The organism is Streptomyces sp. B21-083 (assembly GCF_036898825.1).
In the GTDB taxonomy this organism is placed as follows: domain Bacteria; phylum Actinomycetota; class Actinomycetes; order Streptomycetales; family Streptomycetaceae; genus Streptomyces.
The window spans coordinates 2748376-2771174 of record NZ_JARUND010000001.1; the positions used below are offsets into that span (position 1 = coordinate 2748376).

The 22799-nt window shown below is 68.9% G+C and carries 20 protein-coding genes and 5 tRNA genes; 12 read left to right on the forward strand and 13 right to left on the reverse strand.

Going from position 1 to position 22799, the window contains the following annotated elements; genetic code table 11:
- Positions 1–61 precede the first annotated feature (61 nt).
- Positions 62–778: an IclR family transcriptional regulator NdgR gene (gene ndgR / locus QA861_RS12295; RefSeq protein WP_307536265.1), complete on the forward strand. Its 717-nt coding sequence runs from the start codon at positions 62–64 to the stop codon at positions 776–778.
- Between the two features lie 101 nt (positions 779–879).
- Here ndgR and QA861_RS12300 read toward each other — a convergent pair whose 3' ends face one another.
- Positions 880–1380 (reverse strand): DUF4188 domain-containing protein, encoded by a 501-nt coding sequence (locus QA861_RS12300; protein WP_334588378.1) that lies wholly within the window; start codon positions 1378–1380, stop codon positions 880–882.
- A gap of 98 nt (positions 1381–1478) precedes the next feature.
- On the opposite strand from QA861_RS12300, the gene QA861_RS12305 reads away from it, so the two are divergent.
- Complete coding sequence (locus QA861_RS12305) at positions 1479–2120, forward strand: MerR family transcriptional regulator (protein ID WP_334588379.1); 642 nt, start codon at positions 1479–1481, stop codon at positions 2118–2120.
- Positions 2121–2216: 96 nt separating this feature from the next.
- Here QA861_RS12305 and QA861_RS12310 read toward each other — a convergent pair.
- The 6 genes from QA861_RS12310 to QA861_RS12335 all read right to left on the reverse strand — a co-directional run bounded on the left by QA861_RS12310 (position 2217) and on the right by QA861_RS12335 (position 3576).
- Positions 2217–2289 (reverse strand) — tRNA-Glu (locus tag QA861_RS12310).
- A 44-nt stretch (positions 2290–2333) separates the two neighbouring features.
- A tRNA-Gln gene (locus QA861_RS12315) sits at positions 2334–2405 on the reverse strand.
- Between the two features lie 20 nt (positions 2406–2425).
- Positions 2426–2498: transfer RNA gene (locus QA861_RS12320), tRNA-Glu, on the reverse strand.
- Positions 2499–2560: 62 nt separating this feature from the next.
- A tRNA-Glu gene (locus QA861_RS12325) sits at positions 2561–2633 on the reverse strand.
- Between the two features lie 48 nt (positions 2634–2681).
- Positions 2682–2753, reverse strand: a tRNA-Gln gene (locus tag QA861_RS12330).
- 91 nt (positions 2754–2844) lie between these two features.
- Positions 2845–3576, reverse strand: a complete 732-nt coding sequence (locus tag QA861_RS12335) for an HAD family hydrolase (RefSeq protein ID WP_334588380.1) — start codon at positions 3574–3576, stop codon at positions 2845–2847.
- Positions 3577–3612: 36 nt separating this feature from the next.
- On the opposite strand from QA861_RS12335, the gene QA861_RS12340 reads away from it, so the two are divergent.
- The gene (locus QA861_RS12340; protein ID WP_334588381.1) at positions 3613–3897 is read left to right on the forward strand and encodes a type II toxin-antitoxin system RelE family toxin; all 285 of its coding nucleotides are present in this window, start codon (positions 3613–3615) and stop codon (positions 3895–3897) included.
- 63 nt (positions 3898–3960) lie between these two features.
- Here QA861_RS12340 and gltX read toward each other — a convergent pair whose 3' ends face one another.
- The 3 genes from gltX to QA861_RS12355 form a co-directional block, all read right to left on the reverse strand.
- Entirely contained in the window at positions 3961–5445 is a 1485-nt protein-coding gene (gene gltX, locus QA861_RS12345) for a glutamate--tRNA ligase (protein ID WP_334588382.1), read from the reverse strand.
- Positions 5438–6214 (reverse strand): fumarylacetoacetate hydrolase family protein, encoded by a 777-nt coding sequence (locus QA861_RS12350; protein ID WP_334588383.1) that lies wholly within the window; start codon positions 6212–6214, stop codon positions 5438–5440. The genes gltX and QA861_RS12350 overlap by 8 nt, the downstream gene beginning before the upstream one ends.
- Before the next feature lie 199 nt (positions 6215–6413).
- A complete protein-coding gene (locus tag QA861_RS12355; protein WP_006379594.1) occupies positions 6414–6602 on the reverse strand; it encodes a hypothetical protein in 189 nt (62 codons plus the stop codon).
- 608 nt (positions 6603–7210) lie between these two features.
- Here QA861_RS12355 and QA861_RS12360 point away from each other — a divergent pair.
- The 8 genes from QA861_RS12360 to QA861_RS12395 all read left to right on the forward strand — a co-directional run bounded on the left by QA861_RS12360 (position 7211) and on the right by QA861_RS12395 (position 17953).
- Positions 7211–11071: a sensor histidine kinase gene (locus QA861_RS12360; RefSeq protein WP_334588384.1), complete on the forward strand. Its 3861-nt coding sequence runs from the start codon at positions 7211–7213 to the stop codon at positions 11069–11071.
- A 9-nt stretch (positions 11072–11080) separates the two neighbouring features.
- On the forward strand, positions 11081–11494 hold the full coding sequence (locus QA861_RS12365) for a roadblock/LC7 domain-containing protein (RefSeq protein ID WP_044471908.1): 414 nt from the start codon (positions 11081–11083) through the stop codon (positions 11492–11494).
- A gap of 108 nt (positions 11495–11602) precedes the next feature.
- A complete protein-coding gene (locus QA861_RS12370; RefSeq protein WP_006375303.1) occupies positions 11603–12001 on the forward strand; it encodes a DUF742 domain-containing protein in 399 nt (132 codons plus the stop codon).
- Positions 11982–12557 carry a GTP-binding protein gene (locus QA861_RS12375; protein WP_006375318.1) on the forward strand — a complete coding sequence of 192 codons (576 nt, stop codon included), beginning with the start codon at positions 11982–11984 and terminating at the stop codon, positions 12555–12557. The genes QA861_RS12370 and QA861_RS12375 overlap by 20 nt, the downstream gene beginning before the upstream one ends.
- Before the next feature lie 378 nt (positions 12558–12935).
- Entirely contained in the window at positions 12936–16283 is a 3348-nt protein-coding gene (locus QA861_RS12380) for a sensor histidine kinase (protein ID WP_334588385.1), read from the forward strand.
- Positions 16284–16293: 10 nt separating this feature from the next.
- On the forward strand, positions 16294–16707 hold the full coding sequence (locus tag QA861_RS12385; RefSeq protein ID WP_005479603.1) for a roadblock/LC7 domain-containing protein: 414 nt from the start codon (positions 16294–16296) through the stop codon (positions 16705–16707).
- Positions 16708–16803: 96 nt separating this feature from the next.
- Positions 16804–17391 carry a DUF742 domain-containing protein gene (locus QA861_RS12390; RefSeq protein WP_334588386.1) on the forward strand — a complete coding sequence of 196 codons (588 nt, stop codon included), beginning with the start codon at positions 16804–16806 and terminating at the stop codon, positions 17389–17391.
- Entirely contained in the window at positions 17372–17953 is a 582-nt protein-coding gene (locus tag QA861_RS12395) for a GTP-binding protein (RefSeq protein ID WP_006375305.1), read from the forward strand. Before QA861_RS12390 ends, QA861_RS12395 begins: the two co-directional genes overlap by 20 nt.
- 230 nt (positions 17954–18183) lie before the next feature.
- Here QA861_RS12395 and QA861_RS12400 read toward each other — a convergent pair whose 3' ends face one another.
- Both QA861_RS12400 and QA861_RS12405 read right to left on the reverse strand, forming a co-directional pair.
- Entirely contained in the window at positions 18184–18375 is a 192-nt protein-coding gene (locus tag QA861_RS12400) for an acyl-CoA carboxylase subunit epsilon (RefSeq protein ID WP_334588387.1), read from the reverse strand.
- A gap of 70 nt (positions 18376–18445) precedes the next feature.
- Positions 18446–20053: an acyl-CoA carboxylase subunit beta gene (locus QA861_RS12405; RefSeq protein ID WP_334588388.1), complete on the reverse strand. Its 1608-nt coding sequence runs from the start codon at positions 20051–20053 to the stop codon at positions 18446–18448.
- 311 nt (positions 20054–20364) lie between these two features.
- Between QA861_RS12405 and QA861_RS12410 the strand changes: the two genes are divergently transcribed.
- Positions 20365–20979 (forward strand): YceI family protein, encoded by a 615-nt coding sequence (locus QA861_RS12410; RefSeq protein WP_334588389.1) that lies wholly within the window; start codon positions 20365–20367, stop codon positions 20977–20979.
- 299 nt (positions 20980–21278) lie between these two features.
- Here the strand turns inward: QA861_RS12410 and QA861_RS12415 are convergent, their stop codons facing one another.
- Complete coding sequence (locus QA861_RS12415) at positions 21279–22763, reverse strand: ATP-binding protein (RefSeq protein WP_334588390.1); 1485 nt, start codon at positions 22761–22763, stop codon at positions 21279–21281.
- Positions 22764–22799 lie beyond the last annotated feature (36 nt).

A 22799-nucleotide genomic window follows, 5' to 3' on the forward strand; every position in this document is an offset into this window, starting at 1 on the left:
GTGGCGCGTTCCACCGGAAAATGAACTTGCGTTTCACAGAGTGAGACGCGAGTATCGTTTCATGGACAACAGTAGCGGCGTCGGCGTTCTGGACAAGGCAGCCCTTGTCCTGAGCGCTCTGGAGTCCGGTCCGGCCACCCTCGCGGGTCTGGTCGCGGCGACCGGACTGGCACGACCCACGGCACATCGTCTCGCCGTGGCCCTGGAACACCACCGACTGGTGGCACGCGACATGCAGGGCCGTTTCATTCTCGGCCCCCGCCTGGCGGAACTGGCCGCGGCTGCCGGTGAGGACCGCCTCCTGGCGACCGCCGGCCCGGTGCTCACCCATGTACGCGATCTGACGGGCGAGAGCGCGCAGCTCTACCGCCGCCAGGGCGACATGCGTATCTGTGTCGCGGCGGCCGAGCGCCTCTCGGGCCTCAGGGACACGGTCCCGGTCGGCTCGACGCTCACGATGAAGGCGGGCTCGTCGGCCCAGATCCTGATGGCGTGGGAGGAGCCGGAGCGTCTGCACCGCGGTCTCCAGGGCGCCCGTTTCACGGCGACAGCGCTGTCGGGCGTACGACGCCGGGGCTGGGCCCAGTCGATCGGCGAGCGTGAACCGGGCGTCGCCTCGGTCTCCGCGCCGGTCCGGGGCCCGTCGAACCGGGTGGTGGCCGCCGTCTCGGTCTCCGGACCCATCGAGCGCCTGACCCGTCACCCCGGCCGGATGCACGCCCAGGCGGTCATCGACGCGGCCGGCCGCCTCTCGGAGGCCCTGCGCCGCACGGGCTGACCTGAAAGACGTACGCCCTCGGGAATCCGGCAGGCCTCAACGCCGCGGCAGGCCGCTTCCCCGAGGGCACTTCCATGTCAGGGGCTCCTCCGGCAGGACCCCTACCGCGCCGACCTGTGCCGGAACCGCGCCTCGGCGGAGCGACCCCGCTTCTCCACGGGTAGCACTCCGTGCGCCGCCGCCAGCCCGAACGCCGGCATGTCCGCGTAGATCGACTCGTACGACCCCTCGGGCACGACATAGGTCTCGTGCCACAGTCCCACGTGCTGCCGCACCTTCCCCTCCCGCTCCTTGCGGTTGAGGGCGCCCCACGCCTTGTGGTGGAACATGTCGGGCGCCGCGGCGTACGCGTACAGCTTCTCCTTGGACTCCCAGTACTGGACGACGTAGTACGTCCGTGGCGACGCCGTCAGCAGCACGTGCTTGAGCAGCCCGCGCGCGGGATCCTTCGCCAGCTCCCGCAGCATCCGCGGCATGGCCGTGAGCACCGGGAACCAGTGGTGCACGGCCCAGAAGTGGTTGATGCGCATCCCGATGAGCAGAACGACGACATCTCCTTCGGCGGCCGCTGTCGTACGCCCGGCGTTGGGTTTCGCGAACATGACGCCTCCCCGTGGAACGGCGAATCCCCATTGGGTAGCGGCGCTATCCGACCACCGCGTGCTTGGATCGTGCCGTTGTCCGAGGAAAGGCGCAAGGCATGCGGCTGGCGGAGCTGAGCGAGCGCAGCGGTGTGGCCACCGCGACCATCAAGTACTACCTGCGCGAAGGCCTGTTGGCGCCCGGTCGGCAGCTCAACACGACGACCGCGGAGTACGACGAAAATCATCTGCGCCGGCTGCGACTGGTGCGCGCGATGATCCAGGTGGGCCGCATCCCGGTGGCCACCGCCCGTGAGGTGCTCGGCCACGTCGACGACGACTCCCTGGGCCGTACGATCCGCCTGGGCGCGGCCCTGTGGGCGTTGCCGCAGGGCGCCGAGCCGGACGAGGAGGACCCCGCCGTGGTCGCCGCCCGCCGGGAGGTGGACCGGCTGCTGGCGAGCCTCGGCTGGGAGACCGCGCGCCAGCTGAGCCCCCTCTCCCCCGTGCACCGCTCACTGGTGGTGGCGGTGGCCGCGCTGATCCGGCTGGGGTATTCCTGGGACGCCGAACTGATGGCGCCGTACGCGGAGTTGATGCACCAGGTGGCGAGACGGGACCTGGACTATCTGGAGACGCACGCGTCGGACGCGGAGCGGGTCGAGACGGCGGTCGCGGCGACCGTGCTCTTCGAACCGGTGCTCACGGCACTGCACCGGCTGGCGCAGGAGGAGGAGTCGGCGCGGCGGTACGGGTTGTAGGGCACGGCCGACCGGGCACCTGGCCGGACGTGACCTGACGTGGCCGTATATGCGAAATGGCCCCCCGCCGAAGCGGAGGGCCACCTTGCACTGACGTACCCCCGACCGGATTCGAACCGGCGCTACTGCCGTGAGAGGGCAGCGTGCTAGGCCGCTACACAACGGGGGCGAGGATCTTGCACGCGGTCGAAACCACACCGGCGCAGATCCGAGCTGGTCTACCTGGACTCGAACCAAGAATGACGGTACCAGAAACCGTAGTGTTGCCAATTACACCATAGACCAAGGTGATTCAAGGTAAAGCGTACCCCCGACCGGATTCGAACCGGCGCTACTGCCGTGAGAGGGCAGCGTGCTAGGCCGCTACACAACGGGGGCCCTAGCGATCCTGCGTGAGAGTCAGAGGGTGCGACCCGAACTGACCCTCCGGGAAGGATCTGTACCCCCGACCGGATTCGAACCGGCGCTACTGCCGTGAGAGGGCAGCGTGCTAGGCCGCTACACAACGGGGGCTTGTGTGGAGCTGGTCTCCACGAGTGCAGATTTGAAGCAATCTGCGAGCTGGCCTACCTGGACTCGAACCAAGACTAACGGAACCAGAAACCGTCGTGCTGCCAATTACACCATAGGCCACTGGAACGCGAGCCCCTGCGGAGCTTCTGTTCTAGCTTGCGCCTCCGGTTCCCGGCCTTTCGGCCCGCTCTCCGGCGGCGCAGGAAGAACATTACCCGAAGGTGGACGGCGCTCCAAAACGGGTATCGGCGCCGAGGATCGCGGGCAGTTCGGCGAGGGAGGCGATCCGGTGCGGGCCCTCGGTTGCCTGCTCGACGACGGCGAGGCCGCCGCGGTCGATCCACACCGACAGCATTCCGGCGTCGACCGCGCCCCGCCCGTCGATCTCCGGATGATCACCGACGTACGCCACCTGCTCCGGAGGCAGGCCCAGGGCGTCGCAGGCGGCGTGGAAGGCCTGGGCGTCCGGCTTGTGGACGCCCAGCTCGGCCGCGCACAGGACGGTCTCGAAGCGGTCTCGTACGCCGAGGACACGCAGCTTGCGGTCCTGCACGAGGAGGCTGGAGTTGGAGAGCACCCCGTGCCGGTGGCTGACGGCGAGGAGGTCGAGGACGGGCAGCACGTCCGGGAAGAGCGCCCAGGCTGCCTCGTAGTGCCCGACGTAGCGGTCGAACCAGGCGTCGGCCTCGGCGTCGGTCAGCGCCTCGTCCAGGAACATCCGCACCCGATCCCGGCGCTGCCCCAGGAAGTCGGTCTCCCCCGCCGCGAACCGCGCCCACTGCCGGTCGGTTGCCTCCTGCCAGCGCGCGAGGGCCTCCTCGACGGTCGCGTACCCGTCGCGCAGGCCCTCGACTGCGAGCTGCTCCCGCATGCCGGCGCGGTTCGCCGTGGTGTAGTCGAAGAGGGTGTCGTCGATGTCCCAGACCACAGCCCGAATACTCATGTCCCCGACGGTATCGCGGGCTGCCACACTGAAGACATGAGCGAGTATCGCGTCCAGTTCACTGTCGAGGCCCGTGCGGCCTACGACGGCCTGCCCGGCGAGCGTCAAACCCAGCTGGACAGGGCGGTGCGGATACTGGCGCGTGACCCCTTCCGCAAGGCCGCGACAGCGCAACTCGGCCCCGACGAACATCTGCGGAAGGCATACGTGGCCCCCGGCATGATGCTGGAGTACATGGTGGCGGGGGCCGTCATGGTCATCGTCGTACTGGAGATCTTCGACGAGTTCACGTACCTGATCGACGAGATCGACGCGGTGTGAACCGCACGTGTGAGGGGCGGCACCCGGGACCATCGGGTGCCGCCCCTCACACGTGTTCCGGTGTTACGCCGCCAGTCGCGCCAGTGCCGCGTCGATGCGGGCCAGCGTCGTCTCCTTGCCCAGGATTTCCAGGGACTCGAAGAGCGGCAGGCCGATCGTGCGGCCGGTGACGGCCACGCGGACCGGGGCCTGGGCCTTGCCGAGCTTGAGGCCGTGGGCCTCGCCGGCGGCCAGAACGGCCTCCTTGAGGGACTCGGCGGAGGACCAGTCGGCGGCCTCCAGCTTCTCCCTCGCGGTGATCAGCAGCGCGTCGCTGCCCTCCTTCATCGCCTTCGCCCAGGACGCCTCGTCGGAGGCCGGCTCGGGCAGGAAGAGGAAGTCGACGTTGTCCGTGATCTCGGAGAGGACCTTGAGGCGGGTCTGGGCGTGCGGGGCGATCGCCTGCCACTTCGACTCGTCGAAGTCCTCCGGCGCCCAGGGCGCGAAGGGCGCCCGGAGCCAGGGCGCGCAGCGCTCGGTGAAGTCCTTCACGTCCAGCAGCCGGATGTGGTCGGCGTTGATCGCCTCGCACTTCTTCAGGTCGAAGCGGGCCGGGTTGGGGTTCACGTCCGACACGTCGAACGCGGCGACCATCTCGTCGATCGTGAAGATGTCCTGGTCCGCCGAGAGCGACCAGCCCAGGAGGGAGAGGTAGTTGAGCAGGCCCTCGGGGAGGAAGCCGCGCTCCCGGTAGAGGTTCAGCGACGACTCCGGGTCGCGCTTGGAGAGCTTCTTGTTGCCCTCGCCCATCACGTACGGCAGGTGGCCGAAGGCGGGGACGGACTTGGCGACGCCCAGTTCGATCAGCGCCTTGTACAGGGCGATCTGCCGCGGCGTCGACGACAGGAGGTCCTCGCCGCGCAGGACGTGCGTGATCTCCATCAGCGCGTCGTCGACCGGGTTGACCAGCGTGTACAGGGGGGCGCCGTTGGCTCGTACGATCCCGAAGTCCGGGACGTTCTCCGGCGTGAAGGTCAGTTCGCCGCGGACCAGGTCCGTGAAGGTGATCGTCTCGTCGGGCATCCGGAAGCGGACGATCGGCGTACGGCCCTCGGCGGTGTACGCCGACACCTGCTCGGCGGTCAGATCGCGGCAGTGGCCGTCGTAGCCGGAGGGCCGGCCGGCGGCGCGGGCTGCGTCGCGGCGGGTGTCCAGCTCCTCCGTGGAGCAGTAGCAGTGGTAGGCGTGGCCGGCCTCCTGGAGCCTGGCCGCGACGTCCTTGTAGAGGTCCATGCGCTGCGACTGGCGGTACGGAGCGTGCGGGCCGCCGATCTCGGGGCCCTCGTCCCAGTCGAAGCCCAGCCAGCGCAGCGAGGCCAGCAGCTGCTCGTACGACTCCTCGGAGTCGCGGGCCGCGTCGGTGTCCTCGATGCGGAAGACGAACGTGCCGCCGGTGTGGCGGGCGTACGCCCAGTTGAACAGCGCCGTGCGGACCAGGCCCACGTGGGGGTTACCGGTGGGCGACGGGCAGAACCGTACTCGGACGGCGGGGTCGGATGCGCTAGCCACGCTTGACAACCTTGTTGGTGAGAGTGCCGATGCCTTCGATGGTGACGGCGACCTCGTCGCCGACGGTGAGCGGTCCGACGCCTGCCGGGGTGCCCGTGAGGATCACGTCGCCGGGGAGCAGCGTCATGGCCTCGGTGATGTTGACGATCAGGTCCTCGATGGAGTGGATCATCTCGCTGGTGCGGCCCAGCTGGCGTTGCTCGCCGTTGACCGTGAGCTGGATCGTCAGGTCGGACGGGTCGAGGTCCGTCTCCACCCAGGGGCCGAGCGGGCAGCTGGTGTCGAAGCCCTTGGCCCGCGCCCACTGCTTCTCGCGCTTCTGGACGTCTCGCGCGGTGATGTCGTTGGCGCAGGTGTAGCCGAGGATGACGTCCTTGACGCGCTCGCGCGGGACCTCGCGGCACATCCGGCCGATGACCACGGCGAGTTCGGCCTCGTGGTGCAGTTCCTCGGTGAAGGAGGGGTACTGGATGTCGTCGCCGGAGCCGATCACCGAGGTGGACGGCTTGAAGAAGGCGAACGGTACGTCGGGCACCTCGTTGCCGAGTTCCCGTGCGTGTTCCGCGTAGTTGCGGCCGTAGGCGACGACCTTGTTGGGGAGCACCGGCGGCAGCAGGCGGACCTTGTCGAGGGGGACCTTCGTGCCGGAGAGCTCGAAGTCGGCGAACGGGATGCCCTTGATGATGTCGAGGACTAGTTCGTCCGGCTTGTCGCCCTCGACAGCGCCGAAGGCGACGTTCCCGTCGATGGAGAATCTGGCGATGCGCACGGGATTCCTGCGCCCCTTCGCTGGTCCGGCTGGAGTCTGACGGTCCAGGCTAACGCGCCGCGGGCGGGCGCCTGGCGCAAAAAGCGAGGGCGCCCATGACCTTCGTACGGCCGGGAACCGGGTACGAGGGGCAGAGGCGCCCTTGACAGGCTGACATTCGTGGCGTCCGCCCTGAGTGACCGGGCGGTGCTCGCGCGTACTACTCCGCGACGGAGGCCGCGACCGGGGCGTCCATGAGAATGGTGCGACGGGGGTTGGCGGTCTGCGTGGGGAGGTCTACGGAGTGCTCAGGCTGCTCGACGGGCGTGAGTTCGTCGGCGTCCGTCAGGTGCGCCAGCGTCGTGCGCCGCGGGTTTGCGATGTTGCGGAACATCGTCGTCGTCTTCACTGTTGTGGTCCTCGACCCTGTCGTGTCCGGGCGCTCGGCGGGGCGGGAAGCCGCGTTCCGCGCGCGGGTTGTCGGATTTGCCATCTCTGTAAAGCGTCAGGCTAAACATGCGATTCCCCGGGGAAGTCACGGGGACCCCTTGAACAGCGTGTGAGTTTGCTCACGAATCCATGGGCAAACCGGTCAATTCCGGCCCCCAACCCCCCTCCACGAAACGGACATTGCTTTACTGAAGCCCTCATTCCGCTCCTGATCATGGCGACCTGGACACCGCGACTATCCATCTGACTCGTGGATTTTCATCCGGTATGTACCGAATCGCTTTCTACGCCTCGTGACGCAGCGCTCACGAGGCGTCATCGTCGTCACACCGTGACCCATTGGCCTTGTTGGAGATCCGGCACTGTGCTGGAATTCCACGGACCGCCGCGGGACACGAGCCGGCGCACAGGGGGCGCTGAGCAGCGCCGAGCGGCGGCACGTGAGAGGGGAACCGCGCCAGGTCACTCACGACCACCATGGGGGGCGTTTTTCAGGGCGCCCCTTATACGCCGACACCGTCCGTCCGTTCACGCGGAAGGGCGCCTGGTCCAGAGGTTGCGACGCTAGTGCAGGGACGTTTCAAGAGGGATGGCAGCGCTTCGGCGGAGCCGGAGCCACACAACGGAGCCGGTAACGGTTCCTCCCCCCAGCACGCCCAGAACGCGGGCCAGGCAGCTCTGACCGGCGACAACGGCGAGCGCTCGGCACGCCTTGGCAGTGCTGCGCCCGGCGGCAAGGGCGCGGTGAACGGCGGTTCCGCCGCCGCACCGCCCGTGAAGCCCGCCAAGGGCCCGAGCGGCCCCGGAGCGCGAATAGCTCTGCGGAACTGGCGCATCTCGACCCGTCTGGTCTCGCTGCTCGCGCTCCCGGTGGTCGCGGCGACCTCGCTGGGCGCGCTGCGCATCAGCGACAGCATGGACGACATCCAGCAGCTCGACAACATGCGGCTGCTGACCGACATCACCAAGCAGGCGACCGAGCTCTCCGCCGCGCTCCAGGAGGAGCGCGACCAGTCGGCCGGCCCCCTCGCGCACGGCCAGTCGGCGAACGACTACAGCGTCAAGGGCGTCCGCGACAAGACCGACCGCGCGAGGGCCAACTTCATCGACGGCTCGGAGGAGATCGACTCCGCCAGCCGCAACGGCAACCTCGAGGGTGTTCGCGAGAGCCTCGTGGGTCTCGTCGCTCAACTGAGCAACCTCGACGAGATCCGCAAGAGCGCCTACGAGGACAAGCGCAACTCGACACAGACGGTCGAGGCCTACCACCGGCTCGTCACCCAGCTGCTCGAACTCTCCCAGGACATGGCCGAGGCGACCAGCAACCCCGAGATGATCACGCGCACCCGCGCCCTGGCCGCCTTCTCCTCGGCCAAGGAGTACGCGTCCGTCCAGCGCGCGGTCATCGCCGCGGCGCTGCCCGAGGACAACAAGTCGGTCGGTCAGCTGTCGGAGAACGACCGGCTCTACGCCGAGTCGGCGCTGAGCAGCCAGGACTCCGACCTCAAGAGCTTCAGCAGCATCTACGGCAACGGCGCCGAGGAACTCCTCAAGCCGATCGACGACGGCAGCCCGACGATCACGGCGGCCGACCTCTACGCCAAGCGCATCCTGAACAACAAGGACGGCATCCAGGGGCTGCAGCGGCGCTCCTACAAGGACTGGGTCGACGCCGACTCGTCGAAGATCCAGCAGATGAAGACCATCGAGATCACGCTGCTCAGCGAGATGGAGCAGAAGGCTCGTGAGCTGCGCAACGCCGCCGAGCGGGAAGCGATCATCTCGGGTGCGCTGATCCTTCTCGTGCTCGGTGTCTCGCTGGTCGGCGCCTTCGTCGTCGCCCGGTCCATGATCCGCTCGCTGCGCCGGCTGCAGGACACGGCGACCAAGGTCGCCCAGGACCGGCTGCCCGAGCTGGTCAAGCAGCTGTCCGAGTCCGACCCGCAGGACGTCGACACGTCCGTCGAGTCGGTCGGTGTGCACTCCCGGGACGAGATCGGCCAGGTGGCCGCGGCCTTCGACGACGTGCACCGCGAGGCCGTCCGGCTCGCCGCCGAGCAGGCCCTCCTGCGAGGCAACGTCAACGCGATGTTCACCAACCTCTCGCGCCGCTCCCAGGGCCTCATCCAGCGTCAGCTGTCGCTCATCTCCGAACTGGAGTCCCGCGAGGCCGACCCGGACCAACTGTCCTCCCTCTTCAAGCTCGACCACCTCGCGACCCGTATGCGCCGGAACGGCGAGAACCTTCTCGTCCTCGCCGGTGAGGAGCCCGGCCGCCGCTGGACCCGCCCGGTCCCGCTGGTCGACGTGCTGCGTGCCGCCGCCTCCGAGGTGGAGCAGTACGAGCGCATCGAGCTCTCGTCGGTCCCGACCACCGAGGTCGCCGGCCGAGTGGTCAACGACCTCGTGCACCTGCTCGCCGAGCTGCTGGAGAACGCCACGTCGTTCTCCTCCCCGCAGACCAAGGTCAAGGTCACCGGTCACGCGCTGCCCGACGGCCGCGTCCTGATCGAGATCCACGACACCGGCATCGGCCTCTCGCCCGAGGACCTCGCGGCGATCAACGAGCGGCTCGCCGCGCCGCCCACCGTGGACGTGTCGGTCTCCCGCCGCATGGGTCTGTTCGTGGTCGGCCGCCTCTCGCAGCGTCACGGCATCCGAATCCAGCTGCGCCCGTCCGACTCCGGTGGGACGACCGCGCTGGTCATGCTCCCCGTCGATGTCGCCCAGGGCGGCAAGCAGCCCGCTCCGGGCAAGGCCGGTCAGGGCGGTGCCCCCGCGGGCGGTCCCGCCGCGCAGGCCGCCGCCGGTGTGGCCGCGGCCCGCCGCGGTGGTGGCCAGGGTGCTCCCGCCGGTGGCGGACTCCTCGGCGCCGGTGCCGCTCCGCGCAGTCAGGTCGGCTCCGGCCAGGGTGCGCGCGCCGCGCTGCCCGGCCGGGACGCGGGCGGTCGCCCGGGTGGGTCGGGCGGAGCGCCGCGAGGACCGCAGGGTCCGGGTGCTCCCCAGCAGAACAGCAGGCCGACTTCGTCGGGCGTGGGCAGCTTCGGCGGCCAGGCGCCGGGTGCTCCGCAGGGCCTCCAGGCCGCGGGTGGCTTCGGTGACGGCTCCGGTGCGCGTCAGGGCCAGGACGCCTTCGGCAACAGCACCGGACAGCAGGACGCGTTCGGCGGCTCGCGTGGCCCCGTACCCCCGCAGCGCGCGGAGGGACAGGGCGGCGGGCGCCGTCCGCAGCTCCCGCCGCGTGGCGGTGCGCGTCCGGAACTGCCCGGTGGCAACACCCCGTCGCGTCCGAGCTGGAGCGACGAGAACGCTCAGCCTCCGGTGCCGCGTGCCTCGCTGGACACCCCGCGCGGTCACGAGGAGCCCGCCACCTCACGGATGCCGCGCGTCGACGACCGGCACGGCCCGGCCGCGACGTCGGAGATGCCCGCGGTTCCGCGCCTGGACAGTCTGCAGAACCCGGCCGCCACCTCCGAGTTCGCCCGCCCCGACTACAACGCCCCGCGTCCCGGCGGCCCTTCGGACACCGGCCAGTTCCCGCTGCCCGGCTACAACGGCTCCGGTGACACCAACGGCCAGCAGAGCAACGGCTCGTACGTCCGCTCGGACGTCTTCGGCACCCCGCCCGCCGGGCAGCAGGGCACGCAGAACCCGCAGAGCGACGGACAGTTCACGCCGTCGTCCTACGACAACGGCTCCACGGGCCAGTTCCCCGCGCCGACCGGGTACGACTCCGGCTCGACCGGCCAGTTCCCCGCGCCCTCCGGCTTCGACGGCCGGGGTCCGGTGCCGCGCCATCAGCAGGACGCCTCGTCGACCGGCCAGTTCGAGCGCCCGCAGCCGGGCGCCGGGCGTGGTCCCGCCGACTTCGGCGGCTCCCGCCCGCCGGCCCCGCCGCAGCCGGAGGCATTGCCGCCGGCCAGCGGTCCCGGTGACGGACGGACGCCGCTGTACGACACCCTGGAGACCAACTGGTTCCATGGGCAGGGTCAGCAGGGGCAGCCTCAGGGCGGCCGGCCGCAGACCAACGGCACCAGCAGCAACGGCAACGGCAACAACGGTTCGGCGCTCTCGCAGCCGTCCTCCGTGCCGGCTCCGCCGCGACCGGCGACCGCGCCGGCCACGACCGGCTCCTGGCGCACCTCGCCGAACGACGAGCTGGTCAGGCAGGCCGAGCGGGTCCGCCAGCCGGCCGCCGGTGGCGTCACGACTTCCGGCCTTCCGCGCCGGGTCCCGCGTGCGAACCTCGTACCGGGTACGGCTCAGCAGCAACAGCACCAAAGCGGTCCGGCGGTCTCGCGTGCGCCCGATGACGTGCGCGGCCGGCTGACCAATCTCCGTAGGGGCATCGCCCAGGGTCGGCAGGCCGGTACCGGCTCCGACCAGACCGGCAGCTTCCCCAGCCCCACTCACCAGCAGGAGCGTTAGTTGAGCCAGATGAGCCAGGCGGCACAGAACCTCAACTGGTTGATAACCAACTTCGTGGACAACACCCCAGGTGTGTCCCACACAGTCGTCGTGTCCGCCGACGGCCTCCTTCTGGCCATGTCGGAGGGCTTCCCACGGGACCGCGCCGATCAGCTCGCCGCCGTCGCCTCCGGGCTCACGTCGCTCACCGCGGGTGCCTCGCGCATCTTCGAGGGCGGCACGGTGGCTCAGACGGTCGTCGAGATGGAGCGGGGCTTCCTCTTCCTCATGTCCGTCTCGGACGGATCGTCGTTGGCGGTCCTCTCCCACCCGGACTGCGACATCGGCCTTGTCGGCTACGAGATGGCGCTCCTGGTCGACCGGGCGGGCGCAGTGCTCACCCCGGACCTACGTGCCGAACTACAGGGCAGTCTGCTCCACTGACCGCCCCGGATCCACCCGTCTCACCAAAACACCGTCCGGCCGCCACATCTCCCCCACCGGCCCTGTCAGACGGCACGACTGACCGACGCTGTCCCGCCCGGAGGATTCATGACCCCGCCCACCGCCTCTCATGATCCGTACGCTCACACGTACGAGGATGAGGGCGACCAGCCGCTGGTAAGGCCGTACGCCATGACCGGCGGCCGGACCCGGCCGCGCTACCAGCTCGCCATCGAGGCGCTGATCAGCACGACGGCCGATCCGGCCCAGCTGATGGGACTGCTGCCCGAGCACCAGCGCATCTGCCACCTGTGCCGTGAGGTCAAGTCGGTGGCAGAGGTGTCGGCGCTTCTGGCCATGCCCCTCGGTGTGGCCCGCATCCTCGTCGCGGACCTCGCCGAGGCCGGACTGGTCGCCATCCACCAGCCGGGCGGCGACGAGAACAACGGCGGTGCACCAGCGGTGACACTGCTCGAAAGGGTGCTCAGTGGACTTCGCAAGCTCTGACGGGGGCCGGGCGACCACCTCCGCGAAGATCGTGGTCGCGGGTGGCTTCGGCGTCGGCAAGACCACGTTCGTGGGCGCTGTCTCGGAGATCAACCCGCTGCGTACCGAGGCCGTCATGACGTCGGCCTCGGCGGGTATCGACGACCTCACCCACACCGGGGACAAGACCACCACCACGGTGGCCATGGACTTCGGCCGTATCACCCTGGACCAGGACCTGATCCTGTACCTCTTCGGTACGCCGGGTCAGGACCGTTTCTGGTTCATGTGGGACGACCTGGTGCGCGGCGCGATCGGTGCCGTTGTTCTGGTCGACACCCGCCGGCTCGCGGACTGTTTTCCCGCGGTCGACTACTTCGAGAACAGCGGCCTGCCCTTCGTCATCGCCCTCAACGGCTTCGACGGGCACCAGCCGTACAACCCCGAAGAGGTGCGCGAGGCGCTCCAGATCGGCCCCGACGCCCCGATCATCACGACGGACGCCCGGCACCGCTCGGATGCGAAGAGTGCGCTGATCACGCTGGTCGAACACGCGCTCATGGCACGCCTTCGGTAACCAAGTCAACGATGCCCTACGGCACTTGTCGTAGATACACCGGAGCCGACTGTGGTCTTTGACACGGTCGGCCCCGGCGTTCATAACGTTTCGACAGAGATATCTGGTGGTATGGCCACGCGTCGCGGTCACGTGGTCTCACTGCGCTCACCTTGGCCCCGCCTTTTGGCGGGGCTCGTTCTTTATGACCGTTTTATCTGGGGCTTACATCGCTATGGATCTTCGCATTCCGGTGTTTGGAAGAGCGAAGGCTGACGTGCTGGAATGCCTGAACTGCCTAATAGTCAAAGACGTACACCTGTAGAGGGTCTTTGGCTTACCGGCTCTGAGAGACTGCGGCACAACGTTGGTGCCTTCCGCCGAGAGGTTGTTGGTCGAGTGAGGCGAAGCAAGAACGGTCCCGAGCCGTCGGCCCGGGGCAACTTCACCCCGCCGCCGCGCGGAGCGGCGGCCGCCGCTGTGCCCGGCTCGGAGCCGATGGCACCACCCGCCCCGAGCGGCAGCCGTTTCTCCCCGCGCAACTGGCGCGTGCCGACCAGGCTGAACGCGATTCTGCTCATACCCGTGGTGGTCGGCCTGGTCATGGGCGGCTTCCAGGTGAAGAGCTCGATCGACACCTGGCAGGAGGCCAAGGACGCGGAAGAGACCGCGCGCCTCGTGCAGGCCGCCCTGGTCTACGGCGACGCCATCTTCCAGGAGCGCGATATCACCGCCGCCCCCCTGCTCCAGGGCAAGGGCGAGGACGACGAGACGGTGGTCAAGGCCCGCGCGGCCACCGACAAGGCGGCTGACGCCTTTGACGCCGCCGCGCGGACCGTCCCGAACAAGCCGAGCGTCGAGCGCCGCCTGAAGCTGTTCCGCGAGGTCGAGCCGCAGCTGGCGTCGGTCCGTGCGGCCGCGTACACCTCCAAGCTCACCGGTGTGCAGTCCGAGGAGAGCTACACCGCCCTCACGCACACCCTGATGGAGTTCTCCAACGAGCTGGGCCTGGGCACCGGCAACATCACCAGCTACGGTCGGACCGTCTACGCCATCTCGCTCACCAAGGCCTCCGTGTCGCTGGAGCGTGCCATCGGCATGCACCTGCTGATCAAGCCCGGCCCCGGCGCGAGCAACTTCCAGAGCCAGCGCATCGCCCTCTCCTCGTACGCGTACCTGGAGCGGATCGCCATCGCGGAGTACATCGCGGGCGGTACCGAGGCGGACGCCAAGAAGCTTCAGGACGCCTCGGTCAAGGTAACGGCCGACGGCAAGGCGATGGCCGAGCAGGCCGCCCAGAGTGCCGCGTCCAAGGGCGAGACCTATGTCCCGCCGCCGTCCGACCCCAGCCAGATGATCGCGCGGCTGGCCTCACTCGACTCGACCGAGCCCAGTGCGCGCGCGGCGCTCGCCGCGGAAGGCATCACGCCCCAGAACTGGTGGGCGGTCAACACGCTGAAGTACAACGCGTACCTCAAGCTGGAGTCCGACCTCTCCAAGACGGCCGTGAACGAGGCGTCCACCATCTCGGACAACGCCAAGCGCGACGCCATCATCGTGGGTGCCGCGGTCCTGGTGGCCCTGCTCGCCGCGTTCATCCTGGCCGGCATGGTGGCCCGCCAGATGAGCCGCGCGATGCGCCAGCTGCGCAACGCGGCCTTCGGTATCGCCGAGCAGCGTCTGCCGATGCTGGTCGACCAGCTCTCGCGTACCGATCCCGGTCGCGTCGACACCCGTGTCGCCGCGATCCCCATCAACACCACGGACGAGATCGGTGAGGTCGCCCGCGCCTTCGACCAGGTCCACCGCGAGGCGGTGCGACTGGCCGCCGAGCAGGCGCTGCTCCGGGGCAACATCAACGCGATCTTCACCAACCTGTCGCGCCGCAACCAGTCCCTGATCGAGGGCCAGCTGACCCTGATCACGGACCTGGAGAACAACGAGGCCGACCCGGACCAGCTGGAGAACCTCTTCCGTCTGGACCACCTCGCGACCCGTATGCGCCGCAACGGCGAGAACCTCCTCGTCCTCGCCGGCGAGGAGCCGGGCCGCCGCTGGGACCAGCCGGTCCCGCTGGTCGACGTTCTGCGCGCCGCCTCCTCCGAGGTGGAGCAGTACGAGCGCGTCGAGCTGTCGGGCGTACCGGAGGCCGAGATCCACGGCCGCGCGGTCACCGACCTCGTGCACCTGCTCGCCGAGCTGCTGGAGAACGCGACGACGTTCTCGTCCCCGCAGACGAAGGTCCGGGTGACGGCGACCCGGCTGCCCGACGGCCGCATCATGGTCGAGATCCACGACAAGGGCATCGGCCTCACCGCCGAGGACTTCGCGGACATCAACCACAAGCTGGCCAACCCGCCGACGGTGGACGCCGCGATCTCCCAGCGCATGGGCCTGTTCGTGGTCGGCCGGCTGTCCGACCGGCACGGCATCCGCGTCCAGCTCCGCCCCTCGGGCGAGCAGGCCGGTACGACGTCGCTGGTCATGCTCCCGGACGCCATCACCCACGGTGGCGGTGGCGAGCAGCAGATGCAGCGCGACGAGTTCACCGTCTCGCAGATCATCCCCGAGCAGCAGCAGCAACAACAGCAACAGCAGCCGCAGCAGTACGTGGGCGAGAACTTCCAGTCCGCCCAGATGCAGCCGATGCGTACGGCGGCCGAGCTCGGCTTCGACGACAGCCGCTACACCGAGGTCCCGGACGACATCCGCGAGCTGGACCCGGTGGGCCGCTCCCTGATGCGTGAGGAGCGCCGCGCGCAGCTGGAGGCGCAGGCGCACCCCGAGCCGGGCCAGCAGGAGGCCATCGAGGCCCCCGCGTACGGCGACGACTTCAGCGCGCCGAACGGCCAGGCCCCGGCTCTGAACGAGCCCTTCGCGAGCTACGACCAGCAGACCGCGTACGAGGAGCGGCAGCAGCCGTCGTACGAGGAGCCGTACTTCAACGGGAACAACGGTTTCCCTCAGACGGACGACTTCCCGTCGACCGGCAGCGAGTACCCGTCGACCAACGGCGGCTACCCCTCCCCGAACGGCAACGGCGGCTACCCGGAGCCCACGTACACGGAGCCCGTCCAGGAAGAGCCCGCCCCGGCCCACGCCGCGGCCCCGGAAAGCTTCTCGGCCTTCGAGGAGCGGCGTTACCAGGATGACTGGCCGCAGCCGGACGGTTACCAGAACGGGCACCGCTCCGAGTACGCTCCGGAGACGGAATCCACGCAGGCCGCTGACGTGAGTGAGCGGAACCACGTAGGCTTCGAGCGTCCGGGACCGGCGCCCTCCGCCGCCCACGCGCTGACCGATGCCGGGCTTCCCCGCCGTGGATCCACCACGAGCGGCACCAGCAACGGCACCTCCCGGCAGCACGTGGACCAGGAGACCCCGGCCCCGGCGGAGCAGAACGGTAACGCGAACGGGAACGGGAACGGCAAGGGTCCCGACGACTGGCGCTCGGCCAACGACGAGCGCTGGCAGCAGGCCGCACAGCTCCGCAAGCCCAAGGCGGGCGGGGTGACCTCCTCCGGTCTGCCGCGCCGGGTACCGAAGGCCAACCTGATCGAGGGTGCCGCGGAAGCGACTCTCCAGGGCGGCCCGTCGGTGTCCCGCGCTCCCGAGGACATCCGGGGCAGGTTGAGCAACCTGCGCCGGGGCGTCCAGCGGGGACGCACCGCAGGTAGTGAGACGAACGGCCAGGCCACCAGGAATCACCACGGTGGGCCCGACAGCACCTACAACCAGGAGCGTTAGTGTGAGTCCGATGAGCCAGGCGGCGCAGAACCTGAACTGGTTGATCACCAATTTCGTGGACAACACCCCCGGGGTGTCGCACACGGTGGTGGTCTCCGCCGACGGACTCCTTCTGGCGATGTCCGAAGGCTTCCCGCGAGACCGCGCGGACCAGCTCGCCGCTGTCGCCTCCGGTCTGACCTCGCTCACCGCGGGTGCCTCGCGCATCTTCGAGGGCGGCAGCGTGAATCAGACGGTTGTGGAGATGGAGCGGGGATTCCTGTTCATCATGTCCGTTTCCGACGGTTCCTCGCTCGCGGTGCTCGCACATCCGGAGGCCGACATCGGTCTCATTGGGTACGAGATGGCACTTCTGGTCGACCGGGCCGGCACGGTCCTGACACCCGATCTGCGTGCGGAGCTCCAAGGGAGCCTTCTCAACTAACAGTCAGACGGTGCGTTTTGGCGTCTCGGGGCGGTAGGTTTCGGACGCGGCTCCACAGTGATGCGGTGCCCGGCACAGTCGGAGGAGGAGAAGAAAGTGGCAACACCCCCAGGCGGTTCACCCTCGGGTAATTGGTCGTACGGTCCCGGCCAGGGTCAGGGCCAGGGCGACCAGAACCGGTACAACTTCCCCTCCGCACCGAGCCACCGTCGGCAGCAGCCGTACGCACCCCAGAACCCGCAGGGTCCCGGGCCGTCGCCGTACGACCAGCCTGCGGCGCCCCGTATCCAGCCCGTGCAACCGCAGCGCCGCTCTCCGGAGCCGTCGCCCGCCGGGGGCGCAAGCAATCCCCTGGTGCGTCCTTACGCCATGACCGGTGGCCGGACGCGCCCGCGATACCAGCTCGCCATCGAGGCGCTGGTGCACACCACTGCGCAGCCGCACCAGATGCAGGGCCAGTTGCCCGAGCATCAGCGGATCTGCAACCTCTGCCGAGAGATCAAGTCGGTGGCCGAAATCTCGGCGTTGCTGACCATCCCCCTCGGCGTGGCCAGGATCCTCGTCGCCGACTTGGCGGAGGCAGGCCTGGTCGCCATTCATCAGCCCGGCGGCGACGAGAGCGTCGGCGGGCAGCCAGCCGTGACTTTGCTCGAAAGGGTGCTCAGTGGACTTCGCAAGCTCTAGCGGAGGGCCTTCCCGCTCCACCACGTCCGCGAAAATCGTGGTGGCGGGCGGCTTCGGCGTGGGCAAGACCACGTTCGTCGGGGCCGTCTCGGAGATCAATCCGCTGCGTACCGAGGCCGTGATGACGTCCGCGTCCGCGGGCATCGACGACCTTACGCACACCGGGGACAAGACGACGACGACCGTCGCCATGGACTTCGGCCGCATCACCCTGGACCAGGACCTGATCCTGTACCTCTTCGGTACGCCCGGCCAGGACCGCTTCTGGTTCATGTGGGACGACCTGGTGCGTGGCGCGATCGGCGCGATCGTCCTGGTCGACACGAGGCGTCTCGCCGACTGCTTCCCGGCGGTCGACTACTTCGAGAACTCGGGTCTTCCCTTCGTGATCGCCCTGAACGGGTTCGACGGCAGCCAGCCGTACAACCCGGACGAGGTGCGGGAGGCTCTGCAGATCGGCCCGGACACGCCGATCATCACGACGGACGCGCGGCATCGCGCTGACGCGAAGAGTGCGTTGATCACTCTCGTGGAGCACGCGTTGATGGCTCGCCTGCGGTAGGCAGACGGTTTCGGCCACGGGGCTGCCACGGACGGTTGTAGACCGTCTGCGGCAGCCCCGTGGCTTGTCGCGCAGTTCCCCGCGCCCCTAGAGACGGGGCCGCGCCCCTGTCTTTGTCTTTTAGGGGCGCGGGGAACTGCGCGACAAGCCCCCGCGGGCCCGCGGCCGAGTTGCGCACATGCTGAAGGGCCCCTCTCTCAGAGAGGGACCCTTCAGTCGTCCTACAAGGCTCAGTGCCAGCTGTGCGGGGCGCGGAAGCCGCCCTCGCGCTCCAGGCGGCGCCAGCCGGCCTTCGGGCGTCCGCGGTGGGTCGGGGCCGCTGCCGGTGCCGCTGCCGCACGGGCCAGCAGGATCGCCGTGATGGCGGCGACCTCCTCGGGCTCGGCATGGCCCTTCTCGACGCGAATGTCAGAGGTGTTCATAGGTCACAGTCTCCGTGAGAGAGGTTTCCGCGGATGGACCGCGAAGGATCCGCTGGGTTACCGAGCGGGATCACTGAGGGGGGTTGCCGTGCTTTCGCGAGGGCAGGTCGGCGTGCTTGGTGTGCAGCATCGCGAGTGACCTGATGAGCACCGAGCGGGTCTCGGCCGGGTCGATGACGTCGTCGACCAGACCGCGCTCGGCGGCGTAGTAGGGGTGCATCAGCTCGGACTTGTACTCCTTGACCATCCGAGCCCTCATCGCCTCGGAGTCTTCGGCATCCGCGATCTGACGGCGGAAGATGACGTTGGCGGCACCTTCCGCGCCCATCACGGCGATCTCGTTCGTCGGCCAGGCGTAGGTGAGGTCGGCGCCGATGGACTGGCTGTCCATGACGATGTACGCGCCTCCGTACGCCTTGCGCAGGATCAGCGAGATCCTCGGAACGGTCGCGTTGCAGTAGGCGTACAGCAGCTTCGCGCCGTGCCGGATGATTCCGCCGTGCTCCTGGTCGACGCCCGGCAGGAAGCCGGGGACATCCAGCAGCGTGACGATCGGGATGTTAAAAGCGTCACACATCTGGACAAAGCGCGCAGCTTTTTCGGATGCCTCGATGTCCAGGACGCCTGCGAGGCTCTGCGGCTGGTTGGCGACGATGCCCACGACCTGGCCGTCCAGCCGACCGAGCGCGCAGATGATGTTGCGGGCCCAACGCTCGTGAATCTCAAGGAAGTCACCGTCGTCGACGAGCTCCTCGATGACCTTGGTCATGTCGTACGGCCGGTTGCCGTCGGCGGGTACGAGGTCGAGCAGAACGTCGCTCCGCCTGTCGGCGGGGTCCTCGCACTCGACGCGCGGCGGGTTCTCGCGGTTGTTCTGCGGGAGCATCGCGAGGAGGTAGCGGACCTCGGCGATGCAGGTCTCCTCGTCGTCGTACGCGAAGTGCGCCACGCCGCTGGTCTCGGCGTGCACATCGGCACCCCCGAGGCCGTTCTGGGTGATCTCCTCACCGGTGACCGCCTTGACGACGTCCGGGCCGGTGATGAACATCTGCGAGGTCTCACGGACCATGAACACGAAGTCGGTGAGAGCGGGCGAGTAGGCGGCCCCGCCCGCGCACGGGCCGAGCATCACGCTGATCTGCGGGATGACACCGGACGCCTTGGTGTTGCGCTGGAAGATGCCGCCGTACCCGGCCAGAGCCGAGACACCCTCCTGGATACGGGCACCGGCGCCGTCGTTGAGCGACACCAGCGGAGCACCGGCCGCGATGGCCATGTCCATGATCTTGTGGATCTTCGTGGCGTGGGCCTCACCCAAAGCACCGCCGAAGATCCGGAAGTCGTGGGCGTACACGAAGACCGTACGGCCCTCCACCGTGCCCCAACCGGTGATCACGCCGTCCGTGAACGGCCGCTTCGCCTCCAGACCGAACCCGGTGGCCCGGTGTCGGCGCAGCTGCTCGACCTCGTTGAAGGAGTCCGGGTCGAGGAGCAGGTCGATGCGCTCCCGGGCGGTCAGCTTGCCCTTGGCGTGCTGCGCCTCGGTGGCCTTCTCGCTGGGGCCGGCCAGGGCCTGCGCACGGATCTCGTGCAGCTCGGCCACGCGCCCGCGTGCGTCCGTCGGCTCCCCCGTCGGCTCGCCCGCGAACCCACCCTGCGCCTCATCCAAAACGGTCATGTAGCGACCATACGAAGCCGAGCAAGAAAACCGGCCCGTCGACTCCGTACAGTCTCCGGCGAGTTTTCCTGGTACCCCTGAACAGAACCGCGTCGCCGTGCAGCCGACCCGACTGCTCAGAGGGCATGCGAGTTGTAGGGGTCACACAAAGCCGTCACGGCGAGACCCCTGTCACGCCGGGCGAGAGTACGGCACACAGAGTAATGGCATGAGCACTCTCGCGGCATGGTTGAACATTGAACAGAATGGAGTTATGGTTGCCCTCGTTGAACTGTTCAAGCTTCAACAATCCATCTCCAGGGAGTCACGCCATGAGCATCTTCGGCCGCAAGAACACCGCTGACAGCGACGCCACCTCGTCCGTGGCGACCGCGGAGACCCCCGGGCTCGCCGCGCTGACCGGCGAGTACACGATCGACCCGTCCCACACGACGATCGGCTTCGTCGCCCGGCACGCCATGGTGACGAACGTGAAGGGCAGCTTCCAGGAGTTCGAGGGCACCCTGCACCTCGACGGCACCAGCCCGGCCAACTCGACGGCGTCCCTCGACATCAAGATGGACAGCCTCGACACGGGCTCGGCCGACCGTGACGGCCACCTGAAGAGCGCGGACTTCTTCCGGACGGACGAGTTCCCGACGATGACGTTCCGCTCGACCAAGGCGGAGTCCCTGGGCGGCGACGACTACCGCATCACCGGTGACCTGGAGATCCTCGGCACCACCAGGCCGATCACCATCGACATGGAGTTCAACGGCTCGGCGAAGGACCCGTTCGGCAACGAGCGCGTGGGCTTCGAGGGCAAGGCGGAGATCCTGCGCTCGGACTGGGGCCTGACGTGGAACGCGGCGCTGGAGACGGGCGGGGTGCTCGTGTCCGACAAGATCAAGCTCAACTTCGACATCTCGGCCATCAGGAACGCGTGACGCGACGCGCGCCGCTCGGGTCGCCGCTCCAGATGCGGCGACATCGGCTTCGCCGTCGGCATCCACGGCGCGTACGAAGCGGAAACGAAACCGCCCGCCTGGTCAGGGGAGTCACTCCCCGACCGGGCGGGCGGACGTGTCTCCCGAGCCTGTCGCTCCGTCCACCAGTCCGGCGACGGCTGCCGCGAGGCGAGCTGCCCGGCTGTCGGGCGGGCGGGCCTTGAGCAGGGGCAGTACGACCTGATAGGCCAGAAACTGTCCTAGAGGTTGCTCCCGGGCCCGTCTCGACTCGCTCCGACTCACTCACCCGTGTACAGCCGCCCCAGGTCCACCAGGACCACCTCACCCCGCTTTTCCACGGCCCGCAGATCGTCGGTGAACCCGGCCCCGCTGTAACAGGCGAGCCGTACGGCGGATGTGTCGACCCCGCGCTCCGCAAGCAGCCGTTCGGCCTGCCGCAGGCGCTCAAGGTGCCCCATACCCATCGTCTGGTCCCACTTGGCCTCGCCCAGGGACAGCAGTACGCCGTTGTCCTGGCCCACCGCGCCGCGTACGACCACGTCGATCTCGTGGCTGGTACGGGCCGTCCGGTCGGGGACCGTCCCGTACGAGACGTCGATCGGCATGCCGCCGAAGGTGTCCGGCGCCGCGAAATGGGCGACCCACTCACGGCAGACCTGTTCGAAGTGCGGGCCGACGACAGCGGAGAGGAAACGGGGCCGGGCGGTTTCCCAGACGTGCTCGGCCATTCCCCGGTCCAGCAGGGCGAGCTTCGGACGGGAGATGGCATGGTCGAAGGCGATGAGCGGCTCGCCCACCCGGTAGACGCTGCGGTTTCCCCGGAACGCGTCCGTCTCCCTCCGTACGAGTCCGCAGTCCTGGAGGACGGTCAGGGGGTGCGTGATGTCGCTGATCGGCCGCTCCAGGCAGCCGGCGATGCGCCCCGCCGTGGCGTTTCCGGAGGCGAGCGCGGCGAGCACGGAGTGGTAGAGGGCCCGGTCCCGCAGGTCCGACTCGTCGGCGAGGAGATAGCGGGCCTCGCGGTAGAGCGGCGAGCGCGGGGACAGTGCCGTTCGGCAGACCCACGCATCGAAGTCGGCGAGGTCGACGGGGACGTCGTCGCGTACGAACTCCCTTCGGTAGGCGGGAGTTCCGCCGACGACGCTGTGCACGAGGAGCGCGAGTCGGTGGTCGTCGATGCCCCAGAAGGCGGCTGCCTGTCTGAAGTCGAGGGGATGGACGACGAGTTCGAGCCCGGCCCGGCCGCGCAGGGGTGACGTACCGCTGAGGAGCTTCCCCATGAACGAGAGCGAACTGCCGCAGAGGAGGAGGCGCGTACGGGAGTTCAGTCGCTCCGGTCGGCGTGGTCCGTAGGCGACCTGGATGATGGAGGGGAGGGCGGGGGTGGCCCGGGCCAGGTACGGGAACTCGTCGATGACAACGGGGAGAGGATCGTCTCGGCCGAGGACGAGGAGAGCGTCGATCGCCTGCTCCCACCGGTCGAAGCGCATGGGGGCGACGCTGCCGGTGTGCTGGCCCAGTTCCTCACCGAACCGGCGCAGCGACTCCGCCTCGGTCGCTTCGTACGCGCAGAAGTAGAAGCCGCCTGCGGCGCGGGCGAGCGAGTCGAGGAGGAAGGACTTGCCCTGGCGTCGGCGGCCGGAGACGACGGCAAGGGTGGCTTCCGGACCGGTGTCGGACGCGAAGGCCGTCAGTTCGCTCCACTCCCAGTCGCGGTCGAACATGTCGGTGGGTTTGGGCAGTTCACGGGTCGGGCGGGGCATGGTGGCCTCCAGCAGGCGCTTAGGGAAATACGTTTC

What these genes read in the sequence shown, in the direction of transcription:
- QA861_RS12340 (WP_334588381.1), top strand. Translation starts at nt 3,613, where the DNA reads ATGAGCGAGTATCGCGTCCAGTTCACTGTCGAGGCCCGTGCGGCCTAC.
- QA861_RS12400 (WP_334588387.1), bottom strand. Translation starts at nt 18,375, where the DNA reads ATGAACACCTCTGACATTCGCGTCGAGAAGGGCCATGCCGAGCCCGAG.
- QA861_RS12365 (WP_044471908.1), top strand. Translation starts at nt 11,081, where the DNA reads ATGAGCCAGGCGGCACAGAACCTCAACTGGTTGATAACCAACTTCGTG.
- ndgR (WP_307536265.1), top strand. Translation starts at nt 62, where the DNA reads ATGGACAACAGTAGCGGCGTCGGCGTTCTGGACAAGGCAGCCCTTGTC.
- QA861_RS12410 (WP_334588389.1), top strand. Translation starts at nt 20,365, where the DNA reads ATGAGCATCTTCGGCCGCAAGAACACCGCTGACAGCGACGCCACCTCG.
- QA861_RS12385 (WP_005479603.1), top strand. Translation starts at nt 16,294, where the DNA reads ATGAGCCAGGCGGCGCAGAACCTGAACTGGTTGATCACCAATTTCGTG.
- QA861_RS12370 (WP_006375303.1), top strand. Translation starts at nt 11,603, where the DNA reads ATGACCCCGCCCACCGCCTCTCATGATCCGTACGCTCACACGTACGAG.
- QA861_RS12335 (WP_334588380.1), bottom strand. Translation starts at nt 3,576, where the DNA reads ATGAGTATTCGGGCTGTGGTCTGGGACATCGACGACACCCTCTTCGAC.
- QA861_RS12305 (WP_334588379.1), top strand. Translation starts at nt 1,479, where the DNA reads ATGCGGCTGGCGGAGCTGAGCGAGCGCAGCGGTGTGGCCACCGCGACC.
- QA861_RS12405 (WP_334588388.1), bottom strand. Translation starts at nt 20,053, where the DNA reads ATGACCGTTTTGGATGAGGCGCAGGGTGGGTTCGCGGGCGAGCCGACG.
- QA861_RS12415 (WP_334588390.1), bottom strand. Translation starts at nt 22,763, where the DNA reads ATGCCCCGCCCGACCCGTGAACTGCCCAAACCCACCGACATGTTCGAC.
- QA861_RS12300 (WP_334588378.1), bottom strand. Translation starts at nt 1,380, where the DNA reads ATGTTCGCGAAACCCAACGCCGGGCGTACGACAGCGGCCGCCGAAGGA.